The 470-nt window shown below is 36.8% G+C and carries 1 protein-coding gene and 1 pseudogene; one reads left to right on the top strand and one right to left on the bottom strand.

The window, feature by feature from the left end; all coding sequences use genetic code 11:
* On the top strand, positions 1 to 151 hold a 151-nt coding region (locus tag MPC4_RS21645; protein ID WP_342343646.1), incomplete at its 5' end, for a phosphopantetheine-binding protein.
* 70 nt (positions 152 to 221) lie between these two features.
* Here MPC4_RS21645 and MPC4_RS20045 read toward each other — a convergent pair.
* A pseudogene (locus MPC4_RS20045) lies at positions 222 to 470 on the bottom strand (acinetobactin biosynthesis protein); the annotation flags it as partial.

The raw sequence follows: 470 nt of genomic DNA, 5'->3' as shown, positions 1-470 counted from the left end.
AATATTAGATATAGGAATTCGTCCGAAACAACTCATGAGTATTGCTCAGAAACTTTCTCAGAAGCTCAATACAGAAATTGATTTTTATACACTCATTAGCTGCAAAACAATTCAGGATGTGGTGAATAAAGTAGAGCAGCAAATAAAATAGAAAAACAGAAATGTGCTTAAAAGCAGAGTTGAGATCTTTGCTTTTAAGCACATGGTTGGTTTTAGGGCAACTAGATTTGAGCTAAGGTTGCCTTAATTTTTTCACAGATACTTTGCACTGTTGCAGTCGGGAAGCGGTGGGACTGATACGTAATAATCATGCTTAACTGATGTTGTCCATCAATCACATTTTCCATAATTTCAAAATGTAATCCGAACGTCGATTCATCACGTTCGGGCAAAATCTGACGATAAGGAAGGTCTTGTCCCTGTGGTGTTTTGAGCGCGCCATTTACAACATTATTTGAATCGATATGAAT

The organism is Methylocella tundrae (assembly GCF_901905185.1).
In the GTDB taxonomy this organism is placed as follows: domain Bacteria; phylum Pseudomonadota; class Alphaproteobacteria; order Rhizobiales; family Beijerinckiaceae; genus Methylocapsa; species Methylocapsa tundrae.
Note: the sequence above shows the minus strand (reverse complement) of the source record. Positions and strands in the feature narration are given on the sequence as shown.